General features: G+C 38.8%; 17 protein-coding genes. 11 read left to right on the top strand and 6 right to left on the bottom strand.

What is annotated here, in order from left to right:
* Positions 1-125: 125 nt before the first annotated feature.
* From MWU56_RS04900 to MWU56_RS04950, 11 genes are all read left to right on the top strand, one after another.
* Positions 126-491 carry a hypothetical protein gene (locus MWU56_RS04900; RefSeq protein ID WP_247042747.1) on the top strand — a complete coding sequence of 122 codons (366 nt, stop codon included), beginning with the start codon at positions 126-128 and terminating at the stop codon, positions 489-491.
* 70 nt (positions 492-561) lie between these two features.
* A complete protein-coding gene (locus MWU56_RS04905; RefSeq protein ID WP_247042749.1) occupies positions 562-1524 on the top strand; it encodes a hypothetical protein in 963 nt (320 codons plus the stop codon).
* Complete coding sequence (locus MWU56_RS04910; protein WP_247042751.1) at positions 1524-4565, top strand: hypothetical protein; 3042 nt, start codon at positions 1524-1526, stop codon at positions 4563-4565. Before MWU56_RS04905 ends, MWU56_RS04910 begins: the two co-directional genes overlap by 1 nt.
* A gap of 828 nt (positions 4566-5393) precedes the next feature.
* Entirely contained in the window at positions 5394-5912 is a 519-nt protein-coding gene (locus MWU56_RS04915; protein WP_247042753.1) for an outer membrane protein, read from the top strand.
* A gap of 308 nt (positions 5913-6220) precedes the next feature.
* Positions 6221-6532 (top strand): DUF1320 domain-containing protein, encoded by a 312-nt coding sequence (locus MWU56_RS04920; protein ID WP_247042755.1) that lies wholly within the window; start codon positions 6221-6223, stop codon positions 6530-6532.
* 571 nt (positions 6533-7103) lie between these two features.
* Positions 7104-7622 carry an outer membrane protein gene (locus MWU56_RS04925; RefSeq protein ID WP_247042756.1) on the top strand — a complete coding sequence of 173 codons (519 nt, stop codon included), beginning with the start codon at positions 7104-7106 and terminating at the stop codon, positions 7620-7622.
* A gap of 706 nt (positions 7623-8328) precedes the next feature.
* Positions 8329-10143 (top strand): ATP-binding protein, encoded by a 1815-nt coding sequence (locus MWU56_RS04930; protein ID WP_247042758.1) that lies wholly within the window; start codon positions 8329-8331, stop codon positions 10141-10143.
* Positions 10140-10553, top strand: a complete 414-nt coding sequence (locus tag MWU56_RS04935) for a response regulator (protein ID WP_247042760.1) — start codon at positions 10140-10142, stop codon at positions 10551-10553. The genes MWU56_RS04930 and MWU56_RS04935 overlap by 4 nt, the downstream gene beginning before the upstream one ends.
* Before the next feature lie 464 nt (positions 10554-11017).
* On the top strand, positions 11018-12322 hold the full coding sequence (locus tag MWU56_RS04940; protein WP_247042761.1) for an APC family permease: 1305 nt from the start codon (positions 11018-11020) through the stop codon (positions 12320-12322).
* 32 nt (positions 12323-12354) lie between these two features.
* A complete protein-coding gene (locus MWU56_RS04945) occupies positions 12355-13023 on the top strand; it encodes a class I SAM-dependent methyltransferase (protein ID WP_247042762.1) in 669 nt (222 codons plus the stop codon).
* 180 nt (positions 13024-13203) lie between these two features.
* Entirely contained in the window at positions 13204-13584 is a 381-nt protein-coding gene (locus MWU56_RS04950; protein ID WP_247042763.1) for a Fur family transcriptional regulator, read from the top strand.
* A gap of 40 nt (positions 13585-13624) precedes the next feature.
* On the opposite strand, the gene MWU56_RS04955 is transcribed toward MWU56_RS04950, so the two are convergent.
* The 6 genes from MWU56_RS04955 to MWU56_RS04980 all read right to left on the bottom strand — a co-directional run bounded on the left by MWU56_RS04955 (position 13625) and on the right by MWU56_RS04980 (position 23636).
* Positions 13625-14482, bottom strand: coding sequence for a hypothetical protein (locus tag MWU56_RS04955; protein ID WP_247042764.1), 858 nt, complete (start codon positions 14480-14482; stop codon positions 13625-13627).
* Positions 14483-14491: 9 nt separating this feature from the next.
* Positions 14492-15844 (bottom strand): DUF6850 family outer membrane beta-barrel protein, encoded by a 1353-nt coding sequence (locus tag MWU56_RS04960; RefSeq protein ID WP_247042765.1) that lies wholly within the window; start codon positions 15842-15844, stop codon positions 14492-14494.
* A gap of 17 nt (positions 15845-15861) precedes the next feature.
* Positions 15862-17079, bottom strand: a complete 1218-nt coding sequence (locus MWU56_RS04965) for a DUF4876 domain-containing protein (protein WP_247042766.1) — start codon at positions 17077-17079, stop codon at positions 15862-15864.
* Between the two features lie 2 nt (positions 17080-17081).
* Complete coding sequence (locus MWU56_RS04970) at positions 17082-19841, bottom strand: TonB-dependent receptor (protein ID WP_247042768.1); 2760 nt, start codon at positions 19839-19841, stop codon at positions 17082-17084.
* A 120-nt stretch (positions 19842-19961) separates the two neighbouring features.
* A complete protein-coding gene (locus tag MWU56_RS04975) occupies positions 19962-22193 on the bottom strand; it encodes a DUF5916 domain-containing protein (RefSeq protein WP_247042769.1) in 2232 nt (743 codons plus the stop codon).
* 30 nt (positions 22194-22223) lie between these two features.
* Positions 22224-23636 carry an alkaline phosphatase gene (locus MWU56_RS04980; RefSeq protein WP_247042770.1) on the bottom strand — a complete coding sequence of 471 codons (1413 nt, stop codon included), beginning with the start codon at positions 23634-23636 and terminating at the stop codon, positions 22224-22226.
* Positions 23637-23644: the final 8 nt, after the last annotated feature.

Consider the following 23644-nt stretch of genomic DNA (forward strand, 5'->3'; position numbering starts at 1 on the left):
TAAACGTAGAGAGCCCTATTAGCAATTGAATATGGGAGATTTTCTACTAGTAGATTCCCCTTCTTTTTTATTGGATTGGTTCTAATCAAAAATAATCAAGGAAGTATAACAAAATAAATCTAAAAATGAATCTAATTATTTACAGAACAACAAGCAAGCAACTATTTAAAACCTGTTGTTTGGCAATTACATTTTTAATCACCATAAGCTGTAGCAGCGATGACTCGGAAGATGACATATCGGGCCTTAATTGCCAAGCAGGTACATGGACCGAATGGGTCGCAAACGAACTCAACAACTATTATAATGCCGTAAATGCATACGCAGCAGACCCTTCGAACTTAAATTGTGCGACCGTTAAATCGGCAGCCAATGATTATCTGGAAGGACTTCGCGATATAGTTGATTGCGTTCCAACGGCCAACAAAGCCGCTATTGAGCAGGCCATAGATGAAGCAGAAGTTGAGGTGGCCAACGAATCATGTAATTGATCCCAATTATAAAAAACAAATAGTAACAACCCGAAAGAATGTGGTTCATATAGGGTATAAGTTAAGCCATATGAAAACAGTATTTAAAACAATGTGCCTATTGTTTCTGGCATGCGCTATAACAAATTGTAAAGGGAAGAACAAGCAAACCAATACGATTGAAGAAGCTCCAGCAACGCCACGCCCAATGGCCGTGACCGAGAATGCAATTAGGATAACTACCCGTAGCATGGAATTTCAATCGGTGGACACCATTTCTTCAGGTTGGAACACTTTTATCTATGATAACCTGTCAAACGAGGCTCATTTTTTTCTATTGGACAAGTATCCTGAGGGTAAAACCATTAAAAACACGCTTACCGAGGTGACTCCAGTTTTTGAAGAAGGAATGAATCTAATCAACATCGGAAAATCCGAAGAGGGTTTTGAAGCTTTTGGCAAACTCCCTGTTTGGTATTCTGATATTGTTTTCAGTGGTGGTTCAGGTCTCATCTCACCAAAACTTACCGCTGTAAGTGCATTGCATTTAGACCCTGGTTATTATGTAATGGAGTGTTACGTAAAAATGCCAAATGGTAAATTTCATACCCTTATGGGTATGGCCAAGCCACTCATTGTAACAAACAGAAATAGTGGGAACGAACCACCTAAAGCCAGTGTCAATATAATTCTTTCAGGTGAAGAAGGTATCAGTTGGGATGAACCCATTACCAAAGGTAAGCACACCTTTTCTGTCTTTGTGAAAGACCAAAAACCACATGAAAATTTTCTTTGGCACGACATCAATATCGCACAATTGGACACCCAAGCCAATATCGAGGACTTGGAAAAATGGATGGATTGGTCACACCCCGAAGGATTGATCACTCCTGTTCCCAATGGCGTAACATTTCTTGGAGGTGTAAATGATATGCCCGCGGGGAGTACCGGCTATTTTACCGTGGACTTAGAGCCGGGCAAGTATGTATTTATTTCTGAGGTGCCCAATACAAAAGAAAAGGGGCTGTTGAAAGTTTTTGAAATCACAGACTAATGGATATTAAATTAAACCGAAGGGAATTTATAGAATTGATGGGACATGGTTCCGCAGGACTTTACTTTTCTCCATTGTTATTTTCGGCATGTGACAACAAAGACCTCGCAGTACCATTTGATGTATGGAAAGAAATGATCTCTGCATTGGAGCAAAGTCCCGATCACCTGCCCGGTAGAAGAAAAACATTGGTCGCTGCCAAAAATCCAGAGGCCATGGTTGAATTTGTACGGGACAATTTACAGATGATTCCTGAGACCAGACATTTTCTACATCGATCCAACAATTTATCAATTTATGGGACCGATGTTGCTCTACGCTGTGGGTTGGCCACACCACGTGAAAAGGCCGAGATCCTTAAGGATATGCTCACGGAAGCAGGTTTTGAGGCAAAAGTGGTCTTAGAAGAAACAGAAATTACCGAAGAAGAGGCAAAAGACATCGTTTTTCGTCCCAATCAAATGGAATTTGCACCACCCATCAGTAATAAACAACTCAGAAAATGGAAAAAATTATTGGGTGCCAATGATAACAATGGGGATGTCCGTGAGGTACCGGAACTGGAAGAAAAATGTATAGGTCTGGCAGATAATCTAATGGCGCAGGTTACAGAGCAGAATATTTCAAGAGTATCACCAACATACTTTCGCTTTCATCAAAAACAGGTACCTTCAGTAGTATACATTCAGGATGGGACGGAACATTTTGCTCACGTTTTTGATACAGAAGTGGCTGTTGGCCAATTCCACCCAAGCAATAAGGATAAAAAGTATAAAGCCGCCCCCAAATATTCCGAAGCACGCGATGAAGATATCAAAATTTCATTGACCTATAGAACTGCTGTTGAGCATTTGGAAGAAAAAGAACTTCTTTCCGGAACATGGAAATTAAGTGATTTGATCGGAAGCACAATGCAGATTCTGTTTATGAAGAATATGGATTTCACCCACCAAGCCACGAAGTCGGTTTCCGATATCAGCTTATTCACCCCGTGTTTTGCCTATCAGAAATTTGATAAGGAACTTTCCTTTATGGAGGAACGCTCCCTTGTGGGCGAGCCGATTACCTTGGATGGAAAAGAAATTATGCAAGGTATTGTTGTTCAGGATAAAAACGTAAATCCTGGAGATGTTACAAATGTAAACACCTTGGAAATCAAAGCAAGTCCCATGACTTTTCCAAAAATAAAACTTGAGCTATTTCCAAAGGACGAATCAGGTGACGTTGTGGAAGGATTGTCAGCCTCCAATTTCAATATCACCGATAATGGCAAGAACATTACCGGTTGGATGGAACAAAATGTACGTTCTCCTAAAATTATATTGCTTTATGATACCTCTTTGAGCATGCCAGTGAATTACAGGGGAAAAGGAGCAAAAGAATTTGCTGCATCACTTGAAGAAATGATAAAGGAAATGTATCCAAATGCTAAAGTTAGAAGCAGGGCAACCACTTCCAATATCTACACCTCACTTTTAAAAGCAAAACAAAGTGACGCCGACTTGATACTTTATGCGACCGATGGCCATAATGATGATAAATTCAATACCGAATATACAGATGTGTACAAAAATGGCCCTGAAGCTATTTTACTCAATGTGTACAATAAAGACTCCTTTTATAAACGACTTCGGGAGCATATAGAATTCCATGAGATTGCTGCCGAAGATCAGGAAAAAACAAAGGAAGAAATTCTAAAAATCATAGAGCAGAAGTCTTTTCCTCCTTATGTGTTCACCTATCATTCCTTTGAAGAAGAAAAAGAACATCATATAAGTGTTTCCATTAGAGAAAAAGACCTATCCGACGAAACAACCCTACGATTCCCCAAACCCAATGAGATGTATTTGGGTGAGCGGATTATAGGTTTGTATTTGGAAATAAGCTGGAGGAGCACCAGGATCAAACGTACGTTGGCAGGTTGGGACTATTATCTGGACAATAACCGTTTTACTCCCAGCCGAAAATATATTAACGACGTACATGAAATGATGCTGGGTGGAGGAATGCTGGCTTATGAGCGGGAAGCCCCTACGCTATCCGTTAGGCTAACAGAGTATCTAAAATCCTTGCTCAGCAATGAAGAGTGGCATACGGCGTATCAACAAAACGATACGAAGAGTGCAGTAAAAGCCCTTGAAAAGGGTACACTGGGCTACCCTCCCCTATTGCTTACCATGATGCAACCGTTGGCCAACCCAGTAACGGAGCAATCGGCGACCTATCCCACCCAATTCCGTTCCTGTTTGTTAAAAATGAAACCGGGCTACTACCAAGACAAAACAAGTGTTTCGTTCGATTATTTGCCTACTGCTAAATATACCAGTATAAGCAAGACCGGTACAAAATGGGATAACGCATACGAAACCATTAAAAAAACAGCACAATTTGCCTTTTTGGAAGAAGCACAATTTGACAACAGTGCCGTAAAACAATTGCAAGGACAAAACTTAGTTTGTTTGTACAATATCCGTAAAGATCCTGATTATCAATACGGTATTTTAAAAGAAAAGGATAAGGTCTTTGCTCGCCGAATATTCAAAGACAACAAATTATCTTTTTTTGACAAGGAAATGGAGGTTACATCCTACTATGAGGTGGATCCATACACTGGAGAACTTCGTGGAATATTGCCAGATGGCAGCGGAGGGGGAAGTTACTCTACATGGCAACAATTAAAAGCCTTGGATAACGTGATCAAAGAATATCAAAAAGTACTGGGAGGAATCCAACTTATGATGATGATTCCAGGTGCCGCAACATCGGCTGCCCCAATTGTAGCTCTGTACAGTTTGACCTTGGTGAAATTATATGCCTTTGCCTCAGAAGCCATCATATTAATGAACGCTGACAAATTGGAAGGACAAGTGGACATGGCTCTAAAGGAGCTGGCTTGTAACGTCTATAAAAGTATTATCTTGACTTTTGCCGGAAAAATGGGAGGAAAAGCACAGAAGGCCATCAACGGAATGGACGGGGTGGAAAACTTAATTGCCATGATGGGAGGTGAATTCTCTTTCTTGCCATGTCCCTCTGCATAATTTCTAAACTGGAATATGGAATCATTAAGTCGAAAGTGAATTCAATACATATTGCCGTGTGGTTGATCCTCATAACCAATAATAAAATCAAAAAATAAAGAACCCAACGAAGTAGAGTAAGCTGTACAATTTGCAAAACGGTTAGGATTTTGCTCAACAGTTGCAAGGCTTAAAAATTACAAGAAATAAAAAGAGTTCATTAATAGGTCTTGAGATTAAAGAACAGATTTTCGGTAAGGATCTAGAGTCAACCTGTGGAACAAAAACTGTTTGGGACGCATTTGACAATCAAAGGGTTGAAGAAATTTTTTAAATGATAGCATTGTGAGCACCGGTCTGGCTATAGTCTATTTTTCAGTTCTTTTTTTATTTACTTTTTCAACGGTTGTGCACTACATACAGGCCGCACCAATTATTGCTTGAATACAGGCACGGTATAACTCATTTGTACGGCACAGCGTGGTAGGGTACAAAAAGAGAATTACAATGAAATCGCTATAACTGGCATGTATATCAAACCTTATCAATAGCGGTTTTTATGCTTTACCATATTGCGACGCCTACTGTTGGGATAGTAGACCACCAGACTTTTTTTAGTATGGCATTTAGTTTTAAAAAAATCAAGTCTACAACTTAAAAGTGCTTCCATTGTAGTCCAAAAAAGTTTTATTATAATTGCATCAATGATCATTTAACTGACATTTCAGGTTACAAAAATGAAGCATTTAGTGACGAATATGAAAGTCCTATATGATCAATAAGTGATTACCATAATATCCCTCCCCCGCAAAAATTTAAACATTAACTATTAACACGTAAAATTAGATTATGAAAACAATCAATCTATTTATTGCAACGGCATTTTTATGCCTAACCTTTTCTTTCACCGCAAATGCCCAGTCAGAAACCAGATTAGGTGGTTTATTGGCCTACGGTACCGAAATTGAAAGCATTGGTATAGGAGCCAACGCAGAGTTTCCCATCGCAGAAAAATTTACCATTTCACCTGCGCTGATCTATTATTTCCCAAAAGATGAAGCTGGTGTGAGCATTAATTGGTTTGAAGTGAATGCCAACGCCAACTATTACTTTATAACGGATGGCAATGTAGATGTTTACGGTATAGCCGGTTTAAACTATTCCAGCGTTAAAGTAGATTATGATGGTAGTGAATTTGGTGGTTTCCTAGATGATTATTCTGCTAGTGACGGCCGTTTTGGCCTTAACCTTGGTGGAGGTGCCAATTTTAATACAGGAGGTAGCATAACTCCCTTCGCTGAGTTGAAATATGTAATCATTGATGGCGGTCAATTGGTCATTGCAGGCGGCGTGAAGTTTAGGATATAACAACAAAAGAATCAAAAAAATATAACAAGTACTTAATCTATGTGGCTTTGGAGCAAGCACTCAAGTAAGTCAATGTCTCTAAGTTTGACTTCAGCGTTCAAGGCCCATTTTAAAAAGAAGGAGGGGTTAAAACATAACGAGACCCGTAAACAACTAAATACAGGAGAGTTTCTACCAATAGTACCCCCTTTTTTTATATAGTATTGATTCAGATAAAAAAATCACAGAAGTAAAACAATCTTAAAAAAACATAAATGAATATAACTATTTGCAAGCTAACAAGTAAGAAATTTTATCAAATCAGTTGTATGGCAATAGCATTTTTAATCACGATAAGCTGTAGCAGCGACGACTCGGAAAATGACATATCGGGCGTTAATTGCCAAGAAGGAACATGGAACGAATGGATTGAAAACGAATTCAACGCCTATTATAGTGCGTTAAGTGCTTACAGTCAAGACCCTACGCCATCAAATTGTGCCGCTGTTGAATCAACAGCGTATGATTACTTGGAAGCATTACGGGATATTGCCGATTGTGTCCCTACAGTAAATCAAGCCGAAATTAATCAAGCCATAGATGATGCAGAAAAAGAAATTGACACTTACGTTTGTGATTGAATAGCGCTTTGGATCTTAGGATAGTATAAGACTATCTTATAAAGTGTGTAAATAGAAAATAGCGGGGGCATGCTCCCGCTATTTTTCGTCTAATTTTAAATATTTGCACATTATGAAGAATGTAGACTTATTCAGCGACGATTTCCTGAAGCAGTTCAAATGGAAAAAGAAGCTCAAGGTTTTTTTTGAAGGAACTCCAGATACGCGTTAGCTAGAAGGGAATCGAGAACCATCCATATTATGCAAAGAACCAACGTTCGTTCAGTGCCAACAAGCGTATCGGGCACTCCAAAAAAGTGAAGGTTCCTGTTGGAATAGTAGACCTCCAGACCTTTTTTAATTTGGAATATAATTTTAAACTAATTAAGTCTATAACTTAAAAATGTTTCCTTTGTATATCAAGCAAGTTTTATTATAATTGCACTAAAATTCATTAACTGACATTTTGAATTACAATAATGAAGAAAATAGTGACGAGGATGATAGTCCTATTTTGATTATTAATTGAATTTCATTATACCCCTCCCCCGCAAAAATTTAAATATTAACCATTAACACGTAAAATTAGATTATGAAAACAATCAATCTCATTATTGCAACGGCATTTTTATGCCTAACCTTTTCTTTCACCGCAAATGCTCAGTCAGAAACCAGATTAGGAGGTTTATTGGCCTACGGTACCGAAATTGAAAGTATTGGTATAGGAGCAAACGCGGAGTTTCCTATCGCAGAAAATTTGACCATTGCACCTTCCTTGATCTATTATTTTCCAAAGGACGAAGCTGGTATTAGCATTAATTGGTTTGAAGTAAATGCCAACGCCAACTATTACTTTATAACGGATGGAAATGTAGATGTTTACGGTATAGCCGGTTTAAACTATTCCAGCGTTAAAGTAGATTATGACGACAGTGCTTTTGGTGGTTTTCTAGATGACTATTCTTCTAGCGACGGCCGTTTTGGTCTTAATCTTGGTGGAGGTGCCAACTTTAATACCGGAGGTAGCATAACTCCATTCGCTGAGTTGAAATATGTAATCATTGATGGCGGTCAATTGGTAATTGCAGGCGGCGTGAAGTTCCGTATTTAATGATTGGAGATTTATTTACAATACAACAATTCAAATGGCCCTTCCAGTAAGGGCCATATTTTTTTCCCTAAACCAATGGTGATTCCACGCATTGTCTGCCTTGTAGAATCATCAAACGGCCTTAAAACTACCACATCTAATTAGAATAATACCAACCACCATTTAATAAGGATGGCACCGTGCTTTCTACGCTTCTTGCATCTGAGCATCGTAATCTAATATTCAAAGTCCATAATCATTTTTGCTACCGTCCACCGAGCAGTACATCGTTAATTTTAGCTTGCTAGCCGTATTACTATCGGTTTTCAGCATGTTTTTTCCTTTAACCTTAAAGGTTTCACCATAATCGACAAAAGTCTCATGTTTATTCTTTTTGTCAGTTCCTTCCTATAAATAACCATACATTTTAAAATATTTTTTACACTGAGGTAAACACAATCATCCCGTTATAAGGATCAAGACCAGTTTTAGTCCAGTGGTCACGCTTTTTATTATAAACCATGTTTACGTAGGCTAACAATAAATAATGAGCTTCATTTTGCATACAAGTCGTTAGAATACTAAAAACAAGGGCGAACAATAAAAATATAGTATAAAATAGTCTAATAAAGCAGTACCGGAAAATAGGTGAAGATGAAGAAATATTGTAAATTACATAACGATTTCCCCTACAAAATATATTGAGCATTTTATAAATACCATTTATATGCGGAAGAAATTTTTGAAGGTCATCTTTATATTATACATACCCTTATTAATTTTCTCTCTTATTTGGTCCTATCAGCAAAGACAAAGTTTGATACAAAACTTAGCGGAAATAGAGCAACGGGATATCAGTAAAAAGAGCTATCACCTTGTAGAACAGACCCGATATCTTGTGGAGACTACCAAGTTTTGGTCGAATTATTCTTTTCCAACCGCTTTTTCGCAAAAGTTTCAAATAGATTCCACATTTATTAAAGACTACATCAAAACCGTCCAAGTCTATAAAAGTTATGACCAATTTAGAATTATTGACTTGCATGGCAAGGAAATAATCAGATTTGAGAAAATAGCTAAGGACTCCATGGTACAACAAACCGATCTTCAGAACAAAATAGATCGCGGGTATTTTCAAAAAGGACTATCACTAAAAAAAGGACAGGTATATGTATCACCCATTGAACTGAATAGGGAGTATGGGATAATTGAAAACCCTAATAAACCGGTTATACGAGGTGTAACCCCGGTATTTGATGTCAATGGGGATCAAATCGGTTTGGCCGTTATCAATTTTAACATGGATGAACGTTTAAAACTAATGAAAACCAGTTTGGTGGACGAGAATTTTTATCTGATAGACAAAAACCAAAATGTAATCACCACTAATCTTTCAGAGAACACCTCGCCTCATTTGACCGAAATGAACAAAATTGACTCCCTAATATATAATAAGCTCAAATTAACAAACCTTATTTTTAAAAAGGATACTTTTTTTCTTGAAAAGGGTAGTTTATGGGTTTATCGAAATGTGGATATCGGCTTTGAAAAAAACATTGGTATGAACCGATATGAAGATGTGAGTGAAATAATCACTGACAACGATTGGGCCATTATCCAAGAAACCCCAAACAGCTATATAACCAGTAGGTTGCAAACGATAAAAAACAATTTGATCTTGTTTAATATTTTAACATTGATTGTTATAGTAGTGGTTGCCCTGTTATACGCACGAATGCAAAAGGAGCGTACGGATTTTATTGCGCAACTCAAAAGTAAGAACACAGCATTGATTGTTGGCAAGGCCGAAATAGAAACGACCAACCAGCATGTTAAGAACATAAATAATAAGTTGCGAGTTAGGAACCAACAACTAGAAGACTTCTATTATGTAGTTGCCCATAACCTTAAAGCACCTGTATCCAGTATGTCCATTATTGTAGATATGTTACGTAAATCCAAGAATGAAAAAACCACACTTGAATTACTTCCAAAACTAGCAACCATTTCCAACAGTATTACTACTCTTACGGAGGACGTGCTTACCTATGTTTCCATATTGAACAATAAAGACTTGGAAGTAGAAAACGTAAATCTTTTATTGATGCTAAAAGATTTGGAAAATGAAATGCTAGCCACGCTCGAAGACAACAATGCTAAAGATTTTAATATTATTTATAAGTTGGATGCCTGGCACTCAATTAAATGTTCAAAGTTTTACATGAAAAGTATTTTGCAAAACCTGTTGTCCAACGCAATTAAATATAGAAGGCAAGATGTAGACTCCCATATTATTTTTGAAAGCACATGGGAGAATAACCAAAAAGTATTATACGTTAAAGACAATGGACTTGGTATTGATTTGGATAAGCATAAAGACAATCTGTTCAAACTTTACAAAAGGTTCCATCGTAATTATTCTGGTAAAGGAATGGGGCTGTTTATAGTAAAATCACAACTAGAGGCCATGAATGCTTCAATTAAAGCGGAAAGCGAAGAAGGACAAGGAACCTTATTTAAAATTAAATTCAATCAACTATGAAAAAACCAAAGATTTTACTGGTGGATGATGACGAGGTTTATCTTTTTGTCACTAAAAAAATACTGAATAACCTATCCGAGGACCTTATAATAAATGCATTTACGGATGGTGAACAAGCTATCGAATACATTGATCTTTGCCTAAAAGAAAACATTGAATTACCGGAATTAATTCTGTTGGACATCAATATGCCATTCTTGGATGGTTGGGGTTTTTTGGCTGAATTTAAAAAAATGAAACTCAAACTTGAAGAACAAAATGTTACCATATTTATGATTACATCTTCCAATGACCCAAGCGATCTGAAAAAAGTAAAAGACTTTGAAGAAATCTCAGGTTATATCGTTAAGCCTGTTTTTGAGGATAAAATGGAAGAAATTCTAAAGACGGTCTATAATGGAAGCCTGTAAAATTAGTTTTACTATCTAAATTCAAAAACATTAGGTTTTAGTTACAGATAGATTTGGTTCGTGAAGATGGTTCGTATTTTGAAAAATACTGCCCAAAATTCAATTTAAAACCATAATTAAATAGTTTAAACTTTGATGCTCAATTCTGTATACTACTTTTAAGGAACAGGTTTATACATCATACTTTTATATGGTAGTTCTTCCAGTTCCTGATTGTAAGGAATTTCATGGTTTAATGTAAAAGGTTATCAGTGGTATTAATAGTTTATCATGCTCAACTTCCCAAAAAATCTTACTGTGAAAGCTAACAAAGCTGTTACTTTCTCTTTTGCCATCAATTAGCTATGATTGAATGACCGATTGTTGTCAATTTTGGTCTTATTCTTCTGAGCAATCTTGAAATATCACTATATTTGCAACAAGGTCGCGTTAAATAATATTGTAAATATAAATAACCATAATAGGTGTCAAAATATAAGATAGGAACCATGACAGGTGTGGCCATTGTGGTGGCCAACATGATTGGAACAGGTGTATTTACCAGTCTTGGTTTTCAACTAAAGGATTTAAATAATGTCCCGGCCATATTAACCCTTTGGGTAATGGGCGGTATACTTGCACTTTCAGGTGCTTTCAGTTATGCCGAAGTGGGAACGGTAATTAAAAAATCTGGAGGGGAATTTGCTTTTCTGTCCACTATTTATGGCCCCTTGGTTGGTTATCTATCTGGTTGGGTTTCATTGACCGTAGGTTTCGCAGCTCCTATTGCCCTTTCGGCAATTGCTGTAGTGGAATACTTTCCCTATGAGAGTGCCAATGTCAAATTAATCGGGATAGCTCTAATAGCTCTAATTACGTTGATCCATGTCCAAAACTTAAGAACAAGTTCAAAATTTCAGAATATAGGTACTTTATTAAAAGTAATCCTTATCGTTGGTATCATAATCTTCGGAATGGCGACCCCAGTGCAAACACATATTGACTTTGACTTGGGAGCCAATTATTTCAGGGAAATAGGATCTACTGCATTTGCAGTGGCATTGATATATGTAAGTTATTCGTATTCTGGATGGAATGCTGCAGCCTACATTACCGAAGAATTTAAAAAACCCTCCAAATCGTTGCCCATCGCATTGGTGGGTGGCACTTTTCTGGTAACGGTGCTGTACGTTCTGTTGCAGTACATATTTTTAAGAAACGTGCCCTTGGATGAACTTGTTGGGCAAATAGATATTGGATCCATTGCGGCCAAAAAAATGTTGGGAGAGCAGTATGGAAATCTATTTGGAGTGGCTATTTCATTGTTATTGATTTCCGGAATAAGCGCCATGGTATGGGTAGGCCCCAGGGTAACCTCAAGTATGGCGAAGGTGTATGGGCTTTGGGGTTATTTTAAACCCATAAAGCAAGGGGAAATCCCCAAAAGAGCACTATGGCTACAATTTTCAATCAGTTGTTTTTTGATTTTAACCGGAACTTTTGAGCAAATATTGGTTTATTGTGGAGTTTTACTTTCCATATCATCATTACTGGTGGTTGTGGGTGTGTTCAAACTCAGAAAAAGTGGGAACCATCAAGATAATGGAGCCTACAAGAGCCCTTTGTTTCCTCTTTTTCAAATACTCTATATTGGATTGTCCCTATGGATGATAATCTTTGTTTTTATGAACAATACTTACGAGGCCATGGCAGGATTATTTAATCTTATCTTGGGATTGGCTACCTATTATATAAATAAAAGAATGTACAACACGAAAATAAAACAATAGATATGGGAACAAATATGAAGCAAACAAAACTAATGTCCCTAGCAATATTGCTAGGCATGGCCACAATAAATACAGTAATGGCGCAAGAGAAAAAGCACAATGGCAAACACGGAGAAAATTCGGCAAACGAATATATGCATCATTCTTCCGTGGACCAACTCGTTAAAAATTTTGAATCACCGGAACGGGATGCCTATCAGCAACCGGACAAAGTAATGGAATACTTGGGAGACCTTAAAGGAAAAACGGTGATGGATATCGGGGCCGGATCAGGATACTTTTCAGTGAAATTGGCCGATAAAGGAGCTAATGTGATAGCCGCCGATGTGGATGACGAATTTCAGCAATACTTGGTACAGCGCATCGCGAACAATAATCTCAAAAATATAGAATTGCGTAAAATACCTTATGACGACCCATCTTTAAAAGCTGGAGAGGCTGATATGGTCTTGATCGTGAACACTTATCATCATATAGAAAATCGTCCCGATTACTTTGCGAAGGTCAATAAAGGACTAACATCTCAGGGAGAATTAGTGGTCATTGATTTTTTCAAGGCAGACGGTATACCGGTAGGTCCTCCAATAGGGCATAAACTCTCCATCGACCAGGTAGTCTCCGAACTAAAAAAAGCTGGATTTTCATCCTTTGAGGTAGTAGTGGATTTGTTACCTTACCAATACATCATTAGAGCAAAGTAGTCCTTTAGCTATCATTCAAGGACCGGAAACCATTTGCTTTTTTTAATTTACTTTTGTAAGTTGAATAGAAGTTATGCGGGTATAAGTCATCATACAGTTGGCTTAGAAGCTATGGAGTTTTGATAATCCGAATAACGAACTACAGGTAAGAGAAGTGCCAGAATATTTCAAGTTGAAGTTATGGGTGTCATTAGAAAAACTAAAAAGGTTCAAATATTAAAGGAAATGTTCAATCGTACCGATAAGGCTATATCGGCAGTTGCCTTGGTAGACAGTTTTAAGGAAACAATGAACAAATCCACGGTCTACAGAATACTTGATAGACTGGAAGAAGATGGCATTATCCATGCTTTTAACGATACGGATGGTTTAAAATGGTATGCACGCTGTAAAGGGTGCAAGGATGGCAAACATACCGATGATCACCCTCATTTTAAATGCACCCATTGTGGAAGTATGGAATGTTTACCCGTTGCAATCCAAATTCCCTCAGTACAAGAATACACTATCCAATCATCAGAGGTTATTTTGGTAGGCGAATGTGCTGATTGCTTTTCTTAAGATAGGATTTTAGATAAAGAGGATTGCCCTTTCAAACAATCTATTCTCCCAATTTCCGAATCAACTTTAAAGACTGGAATGTACTGTCAGCATTAAAGTATTGGGGGCGTATGTCCTTATACCTATCCAGCACCTTCATGGCTCGGCGAAAAAGAACACTATCCGTTTCTGTTGGTGTATGGGTTTTGGGCATGGCATACACAAAATGTCCTGTTTTTCTGGTAAAAACTGGAATCTGAAAAAAATCCCGTTCCACAAAGGTTTTTGTTTGTTGGCTTTGGTGATAGGCCTCAACAAAAAAATCCACCGCATAGTCTGGATAGCCGAATAAATAGCCATAAGCACGTAAGCGTATAATTTGTTCTTGGTTTTCCACAGTACTGAGCACAATCCCCGGGTCGGTTCCGGGAACAATCCCCATGTAAGCAAAGAAATCCAAATGGTCATCTATCACCTGTTCTAATCTTGATTTTCTGATTACATTGATTTGAAACGATTTAATTGAGTCAGATTGAGCGCTAAAAGGCACCAAAACAAAATCCAAATCCTGTAAATCCAATCCTTTTAATACTGATGTATAACGTTTTATTTTTTCCACATGCTTTGCTTTTTTTTCAAGATCAATGGCATGTCCTTTAATCAATTGGGCAGAATCAATCTCAAAAGGCAGTGTAAAACCTATTAAGCTGCTCATGGGTTTTATACCGGAGACTAGAGTATACAGTGCTTCATGATCGAGCCCAACCTTCAAAATAGAATCGGCGAGTGCAGCATCAAACCCTACGGTGGCTGTCACCCTTTTTGAAGATGTGCCGCGGGATGCTGGAGCACAACTGCTCAGGATTAGGAGTGTTGTGCATAAGATTGGAACAATTATTTTTTTGTGATTAAAAATCATGTAGGTATTTTAAAGGTTAATGCCGAGGGTTACCTCTCCAATATATCGTATGGAAGAAGTGCTCCGGGCCAATATTCTATTTTTTAATTTGATGAAAAAATTGGTTTTACCATTTTTGTTCGCTCCCCACTGTATTATAGGGTTCATATCAACAATCAAATGATCGGATGTCCGATATTCAAAATCGGGATAGTAGATTAAATTGCTCAACACATCTGGATCCAATACGGAACTTTGTCGATTTATATTATATTGGTAACCTATATCCCAATAAAACTGTATGTTGTTTATTTTATGCGTTCTACTTAATTGCATCAGCAAATTTTGGCTCTCATAGTCGGCATAAACGATATAATCGTCTTGCTGATGGTAAAAAAGACCAAGTAAAAATTCTGGAAGAAATTGATGGTTATTTTTCCGATCTAAGTCTATGGATAGTACAGCACTCATTTCCTTTGCCTCACTATTTTCAAATCCAAAAACAGCATCATCCGTGCTACCTGCTCGATAATTCAGTAAAAGTCCATAACGTGCATTTGATATGGCATGATTTATTTCCCCATGACCTTGGAACTCCATGTAATTTCCATCCTCTCGTGGGTTGGACAAACCATCTTGGATATTATCCTTCCTGTATTGTGACCCCACCTTAATGTCCCATGAATCTGTGTAAATCCATTGTAAGTGGATGCCATAACGATTAGATTTTCGTCTTCTATCTAAAGAGTTAATGGGGCCTTTAAGGGCCGAACCATATCCCCTACCCCTAATGAGATAGGTATCGTTAGTGGAATAATACCCCATTTCATTTTCTTCAAATGCAGAGGCATAGGATAGTTTTAAAGAGAGATAATGATCTTCTCGCCCTGCTATAAAAGTTTTTACCCGAGGAGCAATTGTAATGTCACGGTATCTATAAAAGGGTTTTGGACCGTTTTTGCGAGCTCCCGTTGCATTCGTATAATCTACGGTAATACCAAAAACATTGTTCTTATAACGTGGTAAAGCCAAATCTACACGTGTATCAAAACCATCATGTTGCCAATTCCCGCTTAATGTATCTCCCCAAATAAAAGGATTACCATCATAAGGATCTAGTACCCCCGCAAATAGAATGTCTTCTTTGAATTGCCTTTGATAGGCAAACCGACCTTCGAGCTTCCATTGTGCTATTGTCGTTTTACCATTGGTGTCAAAACCAATCGAATAGGACCGTGATGGCTCCATGGCTCGTTGAAAAGAGCCAGTGGAAAGCCCCGAAGTCAAGGCAACAGAACCACTTTCAATAGAATCTTGGGCTTGTTGGGCCAAGATATTACCAAGAGCGGACATCCAGAGCAGAAATACTAGATACTTATTCATTCATTAAAATTGACCAGTTAATCCAATGATTTTGGTGTTGGTGTATCCAACTTTTCAAAATCGTCAGTTGAATTGTTGCTGTCCTTCAAAACAACGCGTCCTTCTATTGTAGTTAAAGCTTTTCTCCTAAAGCTTTGGGCCGTATAAGTGCCATCAGCGTATACAAAACCAGCATCAAGAGCCACGGGAACACGTTTGAACGAACCGCTATTACCGTCTTTCAGTGCTTCAAAAGCATCGATGATCAATTCATTTGGAATTTTAATACGTGGGTCTAAAAAGTCCGCATATTCTGGTACAGGATAAGGTACTTGCTCTAAGCTATCAAAATCGTCAGTTCTAAAAATGACAAGTCCTGGCCCGAACACGGTAACCAACCAATCAAATCCTCCTGTAAAATACATACGCTCTAGGTTTGGCACCTCAGGTGCATCGGCATCCCTGTTGTCGTCACGTACATTGAATGTTTCCCAATCGGCATTTGATAAGTCTACCGGACTATTGGGATTAAGTTCATCAAGCTGATGGTTCACCCCGTCCTGAGCAATAACAATACTATTACCGGGTTCAAGAGGATAATCAGTACCACTTCCAGGTATTTTCCAAACGCTATTTGCATAAACATTGTCTTGATCATCTTGAAATTCGGTAGGGACGTTACTGGAATTGATAAGACCCGAAACACCGTAAATATCAGCAATATACAGATTGTCCAAATAAATGACTTCAGTAGAATTGTTGTAAATTTCTATGAACTGATCAGAAAAATAATTACCCTCCGCAGGGGTTTTCGAACCCGTATAATACACCTCTTTAAAGACTAAGCTCCCTAATGGACTTCCGTCTAGATCTAAATCAACCATAATTTCACCCCCAGCCATAAGCGAAACATTCGATTCCACTCCGCTCAATTGAACTTCTTGGGCAATTCCTGTCAATGCCTCAGCCTCGGCACCGGTAAGGGAAACACTGGCAGAAACAGTATAGGTCCCAGGTGTAATCCCTGTGAACAAAGCAATGCCTTCTGCTGTGGTTTGGCCGGTAGTTTCTTTACCGTTGAGTGTATTGATTACTTTAACGGTAACATTTTGTGCAAGTTCTTCAGCATAATTATCCGGATAGTTTACACTTACTGACATATCTCCGGATGAAGGGTCATCATCTTCACTACAATTTGTAAATAGGAGCATACATAATGTGCTCAGTGCAAAAATCGAAAGTTTACTTAGTTTCATATTTAATTGATTTTATAAATGATTTCTAATCCAAATGTTGTGGAGGGGTTTCTACGAACAAATATTTCACTGGCATCGTTCCAATGCAATGGACGATGGTTAAAAATGTTGTTGGCATAGAAGGAAAAACGACTCTTATCTTTCCATTCCTTGGTAACCTTAATATTAAATAAATGCAAGGATGGATATTTATTCCACTTTCTCTCGCTGACCACTCTATGGAGGTCACTAAACTCTTCTGATATAGCCTGTTCTGATGTCAATGCCACAACTTCACCATCAGTGTTCACAAAGCCCGTTGGGTAAGGACTGAGTGCGCCGGATTTCGACTTATCAATCCACACGGCCTGCCATAAGGCAGACACCACAAAGCCAATTTGTGGAATATGGGTCACAGTACGTAAGCTTGAATTGAGGCGTTCCGAAACAACATTCCCTGTTTTTTCATATAATGGAATGCGCGTAGGGCTTGCAGCATTGGCGTATACAAAAGATGACTCAGCAATTTGACCATGGTTTTGACTGGTTGTAAAATACCACGCACCATTCATCAACACCTCTGTATTTATAGCATCCCATCTTGGCGATGCCACTGTGTATTCAAACCCTTTGTTTATAATGGTGAGGTTGTTCTGTGGTACATCCACACCTGCAAAAAATGTTTCGGTACTCGCTGGCTCTTCCATCAGAACGGGTGGCTGGCCCTCACTTGTATAATCAATTACATACTTGTCATACTCCATTGGGGTTACTTGCCGAACATAACTAATAGCATTGTCAGTTTTCTCATAAAAAGCAGTTCCCGTAATATCCCATTCCGCATCAGTAAAAGTAAAACCACCCTCCCACTTGTTCATGGTATATGGTCTTAGGGGTTGATCGTTAAGGTCGATCACCTTAGTGGTTATAACAACCAATCGTTCTGCTGGATCGTTGGCAAAATAGTTGAAGTTGACCAAATCAAAATATCGCTTTCCAGGGTATAATTGGGACAATGTTGGAGATTTAGAGGCTTTTCCCCAACCCATTCGCAATGACAAATTGTTATGTACTGACCAGTTCATATTGATTCTGGGAGAAACGAGATCACCTACATTGCCATTGAACAGTTTATCGGTGGAAACCCTATCCCAACGCACCCCCATGGAAAGAACAACTTCCTTAGAAAACAGTGTGGCATGGATACGATCTTCCAAATACACTCCCAATTGATTTTTACCAGGAATCTCATCCCAAGAATCTGGTCTGTCCCCCATACTATAATTCTGTCTGGGTGGCGTAAGTGGATCAAATTGTCGACCATTTCCAAAATTCTCATCGTATCTAAATTCTGTTCCTCCAGTTAAACGGTGATGATCTCCCCACAGCCCATTAAAAGACCAAACTCCTTCTATGCGATTGTAAATGTTCAATGGATTGCCATCAATTGTGGTTTGATTCAGATATTCACTACGTCCATATTGTCCTACCATGGTCGTATCGGTAGTGGCAACAGAAATTGGATATAGGTCACGTGTTATCAAATCTTGATAATAGCTCTCTTGCGAAGCATAGCTGACACCGGTCTTGATCGATGCGGCCTTTAGCGTTTTTCCCGGAGTGGCTAAACTGATCTCAGAATTCCATTTGAACCGCCAGTTTTGGCTACTATATTCACTGTAGCTCAAGGCTTCGGTAGTACTTTCGCCTTGATATTTGTCATAACTATATGAAACATTGCCAATTTGCCTAATCTTGAGAAAGCTTCCTCTACGTTGCCAAGCCAGTTGGCCATTGAACCGTTGATAGCTTGATGTAGAATTGCGTAAATCGCCACTGGATTCAAGCCAATCGGCACCTGCACTCAGGCTGTTTTTTTTATTGAGATTTTTTCCGAAATTAAACGATACTTGTGCCAGGTTTGGATTCAATCGTAAAATAAATTCGGGATCAAAGGCCCCAATTCTGGAATTGACCAATACCAACCCTGAGGTAAGGTCACCATATTTTGCAGAGGGAATGCCCCGTATTACTTCTACCGACTCTATATTATCAGCCGACCATTCCCGTAAATCGGTACCCTTACCGGCCACTGTTGAAAAAAGAGGATCGGATCCAGGGCTGGAATTGAGAATGGATACATCAGTCTGTAAATCTGCATTGTTGGATTGAGGGATACCATCACTAACAATCTGAGTTCCCAATGCATTCGCCTTATTGGCAGCAGAAAGTGAAGACCCTTGCCTTAGCGTCAGTTGCTGCGGACTTGAAAAACTTGGATTTATAGCCAGTTGCCCGGGAAGCAATTGGAATATATCGTTTAAACTTACGGCTTGTGTATGTTCAATGGCTTTTTTACCTATAATGGTAGATGACCCCGTCTTTACTTCCTTCCCAACCACAACTACGTCATCAAGGTTAAAGGTTGCTTCTTTAAGGAAAAATTGATGTTTTTGAGAGGTAATCTCGAAAAGCATATCCCGTGTTTGATACCCCAAACACGAAAATTGAAGATGCACTGGCTTTGATGCTAATCCCGTTAGCGTAAAAGCCCCAAATTCATCAGTATAAGCAAACGTTCCAGAATTCACTTCCAATACGGTGGCATAGGCTATGGGGGTGGAATCATTTTCATTTAATAATTGGCCCCGTAAAGTTGTTCCCGTATGATCTTGGGCAAAACTGCCCAAGCTTAGCATAAACAAAAACAAGGATATTGCTATTTCATGGATATGGAACGTATGCCATATTCCAAACCGTTGGTTAGTAAGGGGGTTGGTCATTATAATTTTAAAAATTCTTGCAATAAGGAGCAAAAATACAAAATTACAACACAAATGCAACTAAGTTGCATTAAATAATTAATTTGATTAGATGGTTATTATTATATAATCACAAAGCAATTAAAATTGTTTTAAAAAAGTGATTTTACTAATAAACTGGGTTGAGCTTTCAACAGGATCAAAAACATCCATTTGGGTATCGTTAAAAACTAGATATATAAAGGACAAAGGCATATATTCCCAGCTGAAACGAACGTTCCACCCCCCTTGTTCATCAAAACTATTGTATTGGTAGAAAGTGGACAGTTGAACCCTTGGGTTTAATGCCAATCGTAAATTGGCGGAATACAAATCGGTATCCAAATCTTGATGCAATGTGCCCAGACTGTTTATATTGTTGCGTTCATAATTGGCAGAAAACGCAATATGGGGAGAAGGAGCATACCGCATACCAAGGTTAAGCGTATTTCTTGAACCATTATAAAAATTTCCAATGTCATAACTTCCTGATCCTGATATCTTTTTGGACTGATCTGTAAAGTAATTCAACAAAAATCGGGTATACCTATAATTACCTTCTGCTATTTCCAATCCCAAAGGAGCAAAATCAAAATTGATGTTCTGCCAAGTAGGCGTGAAAGACATCTCGAAAAAACTATTATCCTTGAACCAGATAAAAACGGGGAAAATATAAAGACGAGCCTGCTGGAAGTTTCCAAAATCCTCAAAATCATGATAATAGTTTAAAAAAGCCCCGGGATCCCATCTTCTAATAAATGGAAGGGATTTCGGTCTTATAATGGCATAGCCCCCAGGACTGTGGTACATCACATCTTTTTGAAAGACGTATCCCATATCCGGACTATAATCCGAACTAACAAATGCATTGACGTAACCCAAATAATAATCGTTTGTGGATGCTCCTCCATACACCCGTCCCGAAAAACCCGTTTGCCCTGTTTCACTATCCATGGAAGTGGATAACAGATAGCTCAAAGTAATCTCGCTTTTAGGACGTATAAGACCATCTATCGAAATAGTGGTGTTGTTCTGGCTACTGATACCAAGGTTATTTGCCGTGTCGTCCAGCCGATAGGTAATCATTGCACCTATATTGTTCTCCTTACCATAGTTTTGGGTATACTGCGCCACACCAAAGGTGCTCCCTGTACTATTGTCCGTTTCACTTTGTCGCACCACCAAACCAGCAAGTGTCCTATCTTCATTACGGTCGGTAAACCGAGCACCAAAATCGAGAGGAGCAGGCTTCGCGTTAAATGAATTTTCCAAACCTATGGTACGACTGAAAAATGGCCTCACCTGCGTATTGCCCCCACCCGACCAAATACCCGAATTCTCTAAAAAGAATTGTCGTCGCTCTGGAAAGAAAATATTAAAACGTTCCAGGTTATTCACTGCCCTATCCACATCTGCTTGGGCAAAATCCGTATTAATGGTCAAGTCCAAAACAGTATTTGGACTTATGGCCCATTTAACATCTCCACCTATTTTGGGCTCACTGGATTTCTCGGTTAATACATTTCCTGACTTGGATTCCTCATACTGATAAAGTGCATAAGGCTCTGCTCTTATATTTGCCGACGGAGGAGGCACATTCAACCCAGTTAATTTAGCTGCATACGTCATTCTATTTTCTGAAAAAGACTGCGGAATGGCTGGAAATACAGTTTTTTCAAAATCTTTTCGTGCCATTCGAAAGAAGGTGATGCCCCACTCAGCTGGCATACCCTCCACAGGTTTATCGTATCGTATGGATTTAAATGGAATGGAAAATTCTGCAAAGTAACCTTCTTCTGTGCGCTGCGTCCTAACATTCCATAGGGCGTTCCAATCGGCATCCGTATTGGTGTCGTTGAAACTTTGTTGATCTAATTGGTTACCATGGGGCGTGGTTTGAAACGAAATGGCATATTGCCTGGTATTCTGTGCATCAATTTGAATACCGAACACGTCATTCTCTCCATTGTCAAAGTCTCGACGAAGATCTTGTATCCGAATTCCTTTCTTCCCCATGGAGTCCTTACAGAACACTCCAAAATATAAGTTTCGATCATCGTATAAAATTCTTACCAATGTTGGATTTGCAATATCCCCCCCCTGTGTAGGCTCCACCTTAAAAAAATCCGATATAATCTCCGCACTTTCCCAATCCGGTTCACTCAATCTACCATCAATCGCTATTTTACCCGTAGCCTTGGTAGCAGATATGGTAATTGGACGTTCCGGTGGAGGAAAATTATCATTCTGCTCTTGACCAGCAAGAGAGCTTGTAAACAAAATGGATACTACATAGGGAAACAGCTTTTTAAAAAATGATTTTTTTGATATCATAATGATGGATAAAGATTGACTCTTTAAAATTTAAAAGGTATTCTCCACCTCAGCTGCTTCGAGCATGAGATAGTGCAGATCTGTGTTCTTTATAAATGGACTAAGCAGTTGACTGCCCGGGCCGAACATGGCTAGTTCCACAAAATCGGCTGAATGTTGCATACTGATCCAACCTACGGAGTTGTGTTGTTTTTGAATCTCTGCCAATGCATTAAACGGTAAATGTTTTGGATTGTACAAACCATCCTCGGGCTGTAAAGCATCATAATAGCTTAAAAGCATTTTAGCCTCATCAGTGGTCAACGCCGTACCATTTGCATATGCAACGCGCTCCTTTACACTGCTAATTGATGTTTCTTTCCCAATACCGTTTAAAATCCACTCGTTAGTATGCTTGTAATTTTGGATGGAGTCAAAATTAGCATTGGCATATTTTCCATAAATAACGCCTGGGTTGGCATTTCCATGATCCGTTGTGATGATTACCAAGGTTTCCTCATCCTTTTCCGCGAAATCCATGGCAACTTGAACAGCTTCGTCAAAGGCGACCTGATCATAAAGCAAACCGGCAATATCATTACCATGTGCGGCCCAATCCACCTTTCCAGCCTCTACCTGAAGTACAAATCCCGAAGGGCTGCCGTTGAGGTTTTCAATGGCCTTATTCGTCATCTCTGCCAAACTAGGTATACTTTCCATAAGCTCCCCATTGCTTTCCCGGTCCTTTGTGTACGGAAGACCGTTATCGTTAAAAACACCTAGTACCGATTTATTCTTAGGGGCTGATAACATTTCATTTCTGGAATGTGCAACGTAATATCCTTTATTTGCAAAGGCTGCATACATATCCTTTTTGTCCTTTCTTTTTTCTGGAGAAAAGTATTCGTTCCCCCCTCCCATCAGAACATCAAAACCAAGCTGTAAATATTTTTCCGCGATGGATGCTTGATCGTTTCTGGACTTTTGGTTGACACAAAAACCTGCGGGCGTGGCATGTGTTATCGGAACAGTGGTTACACAACCTGCTTTTTTACCTACTGCTTTGAATTTCTGCCAAATTGGAAGATGTGGCTCTCCATTAACCCCTATATTGAGTCCGCCATTCTTTATTCTGGCACCCCCTCCCCACGAAGAGCTCGCTGCTGCTGAATCTGTGACTATGGAACTGGCCGAGGCCATATCCATAAGGGCTCTGGAAACCTTGTTTTCCCTATAAAGGTTCAACCAATTACTCCCTTTTCCTGTTTTTCTGGAAAGATACAGATCTGCCATGTTCAGAGTACCTGTGCTCATCCCATCACTGACCAGGATAATAATGTTCTTGGCTTTTTTTTGTTTCCACCCGCTCTCAAAATCGGATGCCCTAATTGTCTCAAAGGGTGTAAAAATTGAAGCTCCTATAACTGATAGAGCACCATTTCTAAAAAAATTTCTTCTGTTCATTTTTATTT

The sequence above is a fragment of the Allomuricauda sp. F6463D genome, assembly GCF_023015965.1.
Taxonomy (GTDB): domain Bacteria; phylum Bacteroidota; class Bacteroidia; order Flavobacteriales; family Flavobacteriaceae; genus Flagellimonas.

Excerpts from the sequence above, each read along its gene's own strand:
- MWU56_RS04900 (WP_247042747.1), top strand. The coding sequence starts at position 126 with ATGAATCTAATTATTTACAGAACAACAAGCAAGCAACTATTTAAAACC.
- MWU56_RS04905 (WP_247042749.1), top strand. The coding sequence starts at position 562 with ATGAAAACAGTATTTAAAACAATGTGCCTATTGTTTCTGGCATGCGCT.
- MWU56_RS04910 (WP_247042751.1), top strand. The coding sequence starts at position 1,524 with ATGGATATTAAATTAAACCGAAGGGAATTTATAGAATTGATGGGACAT.
- MWU56_RS04915 (WP_247042753.1), top strand. The coding sequence starts at position 5,394 with ATGAAAACAATCAATCTATTTATTGCAACGGCATTTTTATGCCTAACC.
- MWU56_RS04920 (WP_247042755.1), top strand. The coding sequence starts at position 6,221 with ATGGCAATAGCATTTTTAATCACGATAAGCTGTAGCAGCGACGACTCG.
- MWU56_RS04925 (WP_247042756.1), top strand. The coding sequence starts at position 7,104 with ATGAAAACAATCAATCTCATTATTGCAACGGCATTTTTATGCCTAACC.
- MWU56_RS04930 (WP_247042758.1), top strand. The coding sequence starts at position 8,329 with ATGCGGAAGAAATTTTTGAAGGTCATCTTTATATTATACATACCCTTA.
- MWU56_RS04935 (WP_247042760.1), top strand. The coding sequence starts at position 10,140 with ATGAAAAAACCAAAGATTTTACTGGTGGATGATGACGAGGTTTATCTT.
- MWU56_RS04945 (WP_247042762.1), top strand. The coding sequence starts at position 12,355 with ATGTCCCTAGCAATATTGCTAGGCATGGCCACAATAAATACAGTAATG.
- MWU56_RS04950 (WP_247042763.1), top strand. The coding sequence starts at position 13,204 with ATGGGTGTCATTAGAAAAACTAAAAAGGTTCAAATATTAAAGGAAATG.
- MWU56_RS04955 (WP_247042764.1), bottom strand. The coding sequence starts at position 14,482 with ATGATTTTTAATCACAAAAAAATAATTGTTCCAATCTTATGCACAACA.
- MWU56_RS04960 (WP_247042765.1), bottom strand. The coding sequence starts at position 15,844 with ATGAATAAGTATCTAGTATTTCTGCTCTGGATGTCCGCTCTTGGTAAT.
- MWU56_RS04965 (WP_247042766.1), bottom strand. The coding sequence starts at position 17,079 with ATGAAACTAAGTAAACTTTCGATTTTTGCACTGAGCACATTATGTATG.
- MWU56_RS04970 (WP_247042768.1), bottom strand. The coding sequence starts at position 19,841 with ATGACCAACCCCCTTACTAACCAACGGTTTGGAATATGGCATACGTTC.
- MWU56_RS04975 (WP_247042769.1), bottom strand. The coding sequence starts at position 22,193 with ATGATATCAAAAAAATCATTTTTTAAAAAGCTGTTTCCCTATGTAGTA.
- MWU56_RS04980 (WP_247042770.1), bottom strand. The coding sequence starts at position 23,636 with ATGAACAGAAGAAATTTTTTTAGAAATGGTGCTCTATCAGTTATAGGA.